Genomic DNA, 7,553 nt, shown 5'->3' with positions numbered 1-7,553 from the left:
GTGAAGCTGACACTGGTCATCGGGCCGAAACCCTACCAGCGCGATATGCGAGACCGATCCATCGATTGGACCAAACCGCCCACATATCTCTTCAGATATCCAGTTTTCAAAGAGCGTAGAGACAAAAACCAGACCAGTGCGCCCTATCTTTCGGCGCGCCCGCCCGATCATTCCTCTGAATTTCCGTCCACCACCTCGACTTCGGGTCCCTCCAGCAGCTCCGCCGCCTTCCGTTCCGTCCGCCTCCGTGGCGCCCCGTAGCGCCTCAGCGCCGCCGGTGAAGGGGCTTTTACGGATAACACACAAACCCCGCAACCCCTTTTTTGAAGTTTTTGCGATTTTTTATGTGCTCTACTCCCAAACCCCCTATTTTTAAGGCGTTCCGTTCCCTCCCCCCCTGCCATCGCCAGACCGTTCAACCTCGACCATGTCCCTGGTCCGGCCATCAATCCGGCTGACTCGCCATTTTCGCCTCCGATTCACCCCCGCCATGGCCAAGCCTCCCTGCGTCAACCTGTTCACGGCAGGGCTCCCTCGGGATTTTCTCAGAGATCGTCCACCCGCAGCAGGCGCTGTTCGATCGGCGAGTCGTCTTCTTTCCGGACCTGCGGAAACAGCGCCTGATCCCGCAACTCCTGCGCAGTGTCGCTGCGGGCCATGAAATGCCCTGGCCCGACCTCGGTCATCTCGACACGCTCCGGGGCCCTCCCCGCAGGCAGCAGAAGCTTCGGCCGCGCGAGACTGCCCCGCTCCCCCCGAAGTCCACCCCACCGCGACGGGTCCGGCGCCGGGACCGCCGCCAGCAGCCGCCGCGTATAGGGGTGGCGCGGGTTGTGCAGCACCGCCTCGGTCGGGCCGGTCTCGACGATCTGGCCGGCCCACATCACTGCCAGCCGGTGACTGACCCGCTCCACCACCGCGATGTCATGCGAGATGAACAGGAAGGACACCCCCTCCTCAGCCTGCAGCCGGGCCATCAGGTCGGTCACCTGCCGTGCCACCGAAACATCGAGCGCCGAGACCGCTTCATCCGCCACGATCAGCGCCGGCCGCACCGACAGCGCCCGGGCGATGCAGAGCCTTTGCCGCTGACCGCCGGAGAATTGATGCGGGAAGCGCTGCGCCGCCTGCGGTTCCAGCCCGACCTTTTGCAACAGCTCCTCGGCCAGCGCCTGGCGGTCTGCCTTGCGCAGGGGCGCCTGTATGTCCGCGGGTTCGGTGATCAGGTCGCGCACCGGCAGCCGCGGGTTGAGGCTGGCGAAAGGGTCCTGGAACACCATCTGCGCCGCGGCCCGCATCGGCCGCAGCTCGGAGGCCTCCAACCGGGTGATCTCCCGCCCCTGCAGAAGGACTCGACCACCGGCGGGTTCCACCAATCGCAGTATCGCGCGGGCCAGCGTGGACTTGCCGCAACCGGATTCGCCCACCAGCCCCAATGTCTCCCCCCGCCCGAGGGTGAGGGAGACGCCGTTGACCGCGTGGTAATCCCAATGCCCCTGCCGCCCCAGCCCGCGCTTGATCGGGAAGCGAACCGAAAGGTCTTCGACCTCAAGCACCGGCTCGCCCGCCATCATCGGCGGCTTCGGCGCGCCGGAGCCGAGCTTGGGCGTCGCCGCCATCAAACCCTGGGTATAGGGCGCCAGGGGACGCAGGAAGACATCCGTCACCGGGCCTTCCTCGACCTTGTCGCCGCGGCAGAGCACCACGACCCGATCGGCGACCTGCGCCACCACCCCCATGTCATGGGTGATGAAGAGAACGGCCATGCCGATCTCCTGCTGCAGATCGCGGATCAGCGCCAGAATTTCGGCCTGGGTGGTGACGTCGAGCGCGGTGGTCGGCTCGTCGGCGATCAGCACGTCGGGGCGGCAGGCCAGCGCCATGGCGATCATCACCCGCTGGCGCAGCCCGCCCGAAAGCTCATGCGGGAACTGATCCAGCCGCCGTTCGGCATCGGGGATCTTCACCCGGTCGAAGGCGGCGCAGGCGGCGATGCGGGCCTGCTCCCGGCTCAGCCCCTGATGTTGGCGCAGCACCTCGGCCACCTGTTCGCCCAGCGGCATCACCGGGTTCAGCGCGGTCATCGGTTCCTGAAAGATCATCGACACCCGGTTGCCGCGCACCGCCTGCATCTGCCGGTCGCTGAGCGCCGCCAGATCGAGGCTCGGCCTGCCATGCAGCCGCACCGACCCGCCGGCGATCCGGCCGCCCTCGCGTTCGATCAGTCTCAGAATCGCCAGCGCGGTGGCGGATTTGCCGGAACCGGATTCGCCCACCAGTGCCACCGTCTCCCCCCTTGCGATGTCGAAGGAGAGATCGCGCACTGCGCTGAAGCTGCCGAAGGCCAGGCTCAGCCCCTCGACGGACAGAAGGGGGGAACAGGTCATGGCTCAGCTCTCCGGGGCGGCGTGGCGGGCACGCAATTCGGGATGGGTGCGGAATTCGGGCAAGGGCGGGGTCCAGCGGCGCAGGCCCGGGGTCAGTTCCGCTTGGAAGGGGTCGAGCCCGTCAACCGTCCAGCGCACCGTCTCGCCCAGCTCGATCACCCCCATGGCACCGGCGGGCGCGCCTTCGGTGGTGAAGCTTTCGGTCAAAGATTGCTGGGTCAGATGCGGGATGCCATCCACCGTGGTGACGGTGTTCCAATGCACATGGCCGGAGAGGCAGACCACCGGCACCCGTGCCTGGGCCAGAGCGGCACGGGCACGGTCGACCATCGGATAGGTCGACAGCCCCGGGTTGTTCTGAAAATAGTAATTTCCGATCTGCGAATGGCCCGACAGCGGCACATGGCTGACGATCAGCAGCGGCCGATCGGCGGCCAGAACAGTGCGCGATAGCCACAGCAGATCGGCCTCGCGCAGGATGAAACCCGAATGATCGGGACTGCGGTATATCCGGCTGTCGGCGCGCCAGAGCACGATGCGCCAGCCTTCGACATCATGGGTCTCGTGCCCCAGCGATTGACCGAGGATTTCCTCATTCTGCGCGACGCTCAGGTGATCGCGGTCGTGATTGCCGTTCAGGTGCCAGATCGGTTTCTCGACCGCACGGAAGGCATCCGCCACCTCGGCCTCGAGCCGCAGGTCGGTGTCGTGATCGACGTCGGAAATCCGGTCGCCGAGATCCAGCACATGGGCGACATCGGCGTCGCGGACATAGCGGGAGAACTCCTCCATCAGCCCCAAGGCGGCATCGCCGCGTTTGGTCGAGGAAGGCGCGCCGTGATGGATATCGGCAACGATGGCAAGACGGAGGGTCATGTCGGAAGGTCTTTCGTATAAGGAAGGGAGGGGTCCACCGCATCCCGGCGACGGACCCCGGTCAGATCAGTTCGAGGCGAGCGAGATCGAGCCGGCGCGGAAGTCGAGCACATAGGGGATATGCCCCGGCTTCGGCGCCCAGGTGACGGATTTGTTCATCGCCCAGCTTTCATAGGGGCGATAGAGCACCAGGAAGGGCGGATCCTGCTTGATACGCTCCTGCAGCTCGGCATAGGCGGCCTTGCGGGCCTCGGCGTCCTTGGAATAGCGGAAGCGTTCCCAAACCTTGGCATAGGCCTCGTCGGTGTTGAACCGGCCCTCGCCCTCGGACGGGCCATGCGGCGCCCACATCACCCCGAAGGAGCCAAAGGGATCGGCGAAATACATCGGGTTCGACCAGTTGCGCGCCATCATCTCGGGCGAGCCGCCGGACCATTTCTCGACGATGTTGACCCGGCCGTTGATGCCGACCTCTTTCCACATCTCGGTGATCGCCTGCGCCGCCAGCATCCCGTTGGTGTAATAGGTCGGGTGGGTGTCATAGGTGATTTCGAAACCGTCATAGCCGGCTTCCTTCAGAAGCGCCCTGGCCTTCTCGGGGTTGTATTCGAAGGTCTTCAGCTCCGGCATGTAGAGCTCGCCGAACTCCTTGTAGGTATGCGAATCCGGCACCACCGCTTTGCCGAACCACAGCGCCTCGTTCAGCGTGTCGCGGTCGATGGCGAGGCTCATCGCCTGGCGGATGCGCGGGTCGCGCAGCTTGGGGTGGTTCACGTTCATGATCATCACGTGAAACAACGGCGTGGCGCTGCCGACCGCGGTCAGCTTGGGGTCGCTTTCGATTAGGCCAAGCTGGTCGGGGGCGATATTGGTGATGATATCGGCCTCGCCGGTCTTGAGCGCCGTCACCCGCGATGCGGTTTCGGGGATCTGCTGGACCGTCACCTTGGCAAGCGGCGCCTTGTCGCCCCAGAAGCCGTCGAACCGTTCCCAGACCAACCGTTCGCCCGGCACGAATTCGGCAACGCGATAGGGGCCAGTGCCGACAGGGGCGAGAGAGAAGGCCTCGAAATCGTCATCCTCGGCGACCTTGGGGTCGCCGGTCAGGCCCTTGGTGTACTCTTCGGGAATGATCATGACCTGCTGCAGGTTCAGCAGCGTCTCCCACAGCGGCTCCTCGCGCTTGACGGTGATCCGCACGGTCAGGTCATCGACCTTCTCGGCCTTCTCGAAGTTGTCCAGCCGATCGCGCGAGCGCACCACATAGGGCGGGAAGGTCGCCTGATACATCCGGTTCAACGAAAAGACGACATCGTCGGCGGTCATCGGTTCGCCATTCTGGAACAGAACGCCTTCGCGCAGCTTCAGTTCCATCACCTTGGGTTCGACCAGATGCCATTCGGTGGCCAGCGCCGGCTGCCATTCGGCACCGAGCGTGTCGTGGGTCTTGTCGATCAGCGTGTCGAAGGTGTTGTAGTAGAATTGCGATCCGACGTTGGAATGGTCGCGACCGGGGTCGAGATAGCTCGACACATTGGCGGCGCCGACGGTCAGCTCTTGCGCGGCCAGACCGGTGGCAAAGCCGGCGGCCAGGGCGGTGGAAAGCAGCAGTCTCAGCATGGGTGTCTCCGTGGTGCTGAAGGAAGGGGAACGGGCCGTTGGCGGCCTTCTGAGGGTGAAAATCAGCGGGTCATCGCGCGCGCAGCCGCACATCGGCGCCGTCGCGCAGCCAGTCGCCGAGGATCTGGACGGCGAAGGTGATCAGCAGGATCATCGCGGCGGGGGCGATCACGATCCAGGGCGCGGTCGGCATGAAGTCACGGCCGACCCCCACCATCGAACCCAGCGTCGCGGTCGGCGGCTGCACCCCCAGCCCCAGAAAGGACAGCGTGCTTTCCAGAAGCACGATATTCGACAGCGACAGGGTGAACTGCACCACGATGGGCGAGACGATATTGGGTAGGAGGTGGTGCCGGGCGATCCGCAGGGGGCCGGCACCGGCGGCGCGGGCGGCCTCGATAAAGGGCATGGTCATCATCCGCTTGACCTCGCCGCGGACGATGCGGGCGTATTGCTCCCAGCCATAAAGACCCAGAACCAGCACGATCACCTGGATCGAAGAGCCGAGGATCGCCAGCAGGAAGAGCGCGATCAGCGTGAAGGGCAGCGCGATCTGGGTATCGACGGCGGCCATGATCGCGGCTTCGGTGCGGCCGCCGCCGATCCCGGCGATCAGCCCCAGCGCACCGCCCAAGATCAGCCCCAGCGTGGCGCCCAGACTTGCCAGCATCAGGGTCAGCCGCAGACCGTAAAGGCTGCGTGACAGCACATCACGGCCAAGCTCGTCAGTGCCGAGCAGATAGCCCGCCTTGGCCCGCGCAAACCCCAAAGGCGGACGCAGCCGCGAGATCAGGCTTTGCGCATCCGGATCGAAGGGCGCGATGAGCGGCGCGAAAAGCGCCAGGATCACCAGCGTCAGGCCGACAAGGATGGCCACCTTCTGGATCGGATCGGCACTGCGCCACAGGCTTAGGACAGCGGCGACGGGCGACGGGAGGGCGCGGGAAACGGGAAGATCGGTCATGGCGAACCTCAGGCGGTGACGCTGTGGCGCAGCCGCGGGTCGGCCCAGGCATAGGCCAGGTCCACGGCTGCATTAATGACGATGACGGCAAGCGCGACGGTGACGACACCGAACTGCAGCACCGGGTAGTCACGGCGCAGCGCCGAGCTGACCAGCAGATCGCCGATCCCCGGCCAGGCGAAGATCGACTCGATCACCACCGACCCGGCGGCGGCGAGGCCGGCGACCTGCAACCCGATCACCGACAGGATGGTGATGCCGGCGTTGCGCAGCCCGTGCTTCAGGATCACCCGGGATTCCGGCAGCCCCTTGGCGCGGGCGGTGCGCATGAAATCCTGTCCCAGCACATCGAGCATGGCGTTGCGGGTGAACCGCGTCAGCGCCGCGATCAGCACGCCAGCCATGGCGATGGTCGGCATGATGAAATGCCAGGGCGTGCCATTGCCCACCACCGGCAACCAGTTCAGCCAGTAGGAGAAGACCAGCACCATGACGATGGCCATCACGAAATTCGGCACCGCATAGCCCAGGAAGGCCACCACCATCACCGCGCTACCGATCCAGCTCTTGCGCCAGAGCGCGGCGGCGATGCCGAGCGGCAGCGACACCAGAAGCGTCAGCCCCATCGCCGAGAGCAAAAGTTGCGCCGAGGGCCAGAGCCGTTCGACCACGATCTGGCTGACCGGCCGGCGTTCGATGAACGACAGGCCGAATTGCCCGTCGGTGAAGGATTTCAGGAAGGCGAGATATTGGGTGAACAGCGGCTGATCGAGTTCATAATATTTGATCAGCAGCGCGCGATCCTCGCTGGTGATCCCCTCGCCCACCACGAAATCGACGGCATTGCCCGACAGCCGGGTTGCGAAGAAGACGATGGTGATGATGACGAAGAAGGTCAGCGCCATCCGGGTCAGCGTGCGCAGGGTATAGCTCAGCATAGACTTGCCTCTCTCTTCCGCGGGACGGATGTGTCCCGGTCGGGACGGGTGAGCAGGATGAATTCCACCCCCGCCGCGCGGGCTGCGGCGCCGTCGGTCTCCGGCGTGTCGCCGATGAAGATCGCCTGATGCGCCGCGACGCCGGCGCGAGCCAGCGCCTCCTCCAGCAGGTCGGGGGCGGGCTTGCCCAGGCTGGGGGCGGCCAGATACGGCAGGGCGGCGGCAATGGCGGCCCAGATCGCCCCGGTTTCCGGCTGCGGCGTGCCATCGGCGCCAGGGTGGAAGGTATCGGGATTGGTCAGCCGCACCGGCACCCCGCGATGGGCAAGGGCGATGATCCGCGCCAGATCGTCAAAGTGCAGCCCGGTATCGCGCGCCAGCACCACCAGATCGGGCGCCTCGTGATCCGGCCGCAGCCCCAGCGCGCAGGCCAGTCGCTGCAGGGGGGCCGCCGCGAACAACGCCACCCGCGCCGCCGGCTGCAACCGGCGCAGCGTCATCTCACCGGCCAGAAGGATGCGCGCCGACGGCATCGCCAGCCCCATCATCCGCAGCCGCAGCGACAGGGTTTCAGCAGTATCGGTGGAATTGTTCGACACGATCCAAAGCCGATCACCGCAGCGGTCGAACAGCGCCGGCACATCTGGCAGAACGGTGCGGCCAGAGATCAGACAGCCGTCCAGATCCGCCAGAACGGCGGCCCTATCTGGTCCGGGACCGTTCAGAAATTCACTCAGGCTGACGCTCTGTCGCATGCAAATCTTCTTC

Annotated in this window: 6 protein-coding genes; all 6 read right to left on the bottom strand. The window is 65.6% G+C overall.

Translation table 11 applies throughout. The annotated features are described in order from the left end of the window. Positions 1–545: 545 nt before the first annotated feature. Positions 546–2,387: an ABC transporter ATP-binding protein gene (locus G455_RS24785; protein ID WP_084437145.1), complete on the bottom strand. Its 1,842-nt coding sequence runs from the start codon at positions 2,385–2,387 to the stop codon at positions 546–548. 3 nt (positions 2,388–2,390) lie between these two features. Next, complete coding sequence (locus G455_RS24780) at positions 2,391–3,263, bottom strand: metallophosphoesterase family protein (protein WP_035367070.1); 873 nt, start codon at positions 3,261–3,263, stop codon at positions 2,391–2,393. Positions 3,264–3,329: 66 nt separating this feature from the next. Then, positions 3,330–4,883: an ABC transporter substrate-binding protein gene (locus tag G455_RS0119770; RefSeq protein WP_028095273.1), complete on the bottom strand. Its 1,554-nt coding sequence runs from the start codon at positions 4,881–4,883 to the stop codon at positions 3,330–3,332. Positions 4,884–4,953: 70 nt separating this feature from the next. Then, positions 4,954–5,847 carry an ABC transporter permease gene (locus G455_RS0119765; RefSeq protein WP_028095272.1) on the bottom strand — a complete coding sequence of 298 codons (894 nt, stop codon included), beginning with the start codon at positions 5,845–5,847 and terminating at the stop codon, positions 4,954–4,956. Between the two features lie 8 nt (positions 5,848–5,855). Next, positions 5,856–6,785 carry an ABC transporter permease gene (locus tag G455_RS0119760; RefSeq protein ID WP_028095271.1) on the bottom strand — a complete coding sequence of 310 codons (930 nt, stop codon included), beginning with the start codon at positions 6,783–6,785 and terminating at the stop codon, positions 5,856–5,858. Beyond that, positions 6,779–7,540 carry an HAD family hydrolase gene (locus G455_RS27140; protein WP_051312648.1) on the bottom strand — a complete coding sequence of 254 codons (762 nt, stop codon included), beginning with the start codon at positions 7,538–7,540 and terminating at the stop codon, positions 6,779–6,781. The genes G455_RS0119760 and G455_RS27140 overlap by 7 nt, the downstream gene beginning before the upstream one ends. Positions 7,541–7,553 lie beyond the last annotated feature (13 nt).

It is taken from the genome of Pseudodonghicola xiamenensis DSM 18339 (genome assembly GCF_000429365.1).
Lineage (GTDB): Bacteria > Pseudomonadota > Alphaproteobacteria > Rhodobacterales > Rhodobacteraceae > Pseudodonghicola > Pseudodonghicola xiamenensis.
This window is presented reverse-complemented; position numbering and strand designations above follow the sequence as displayed.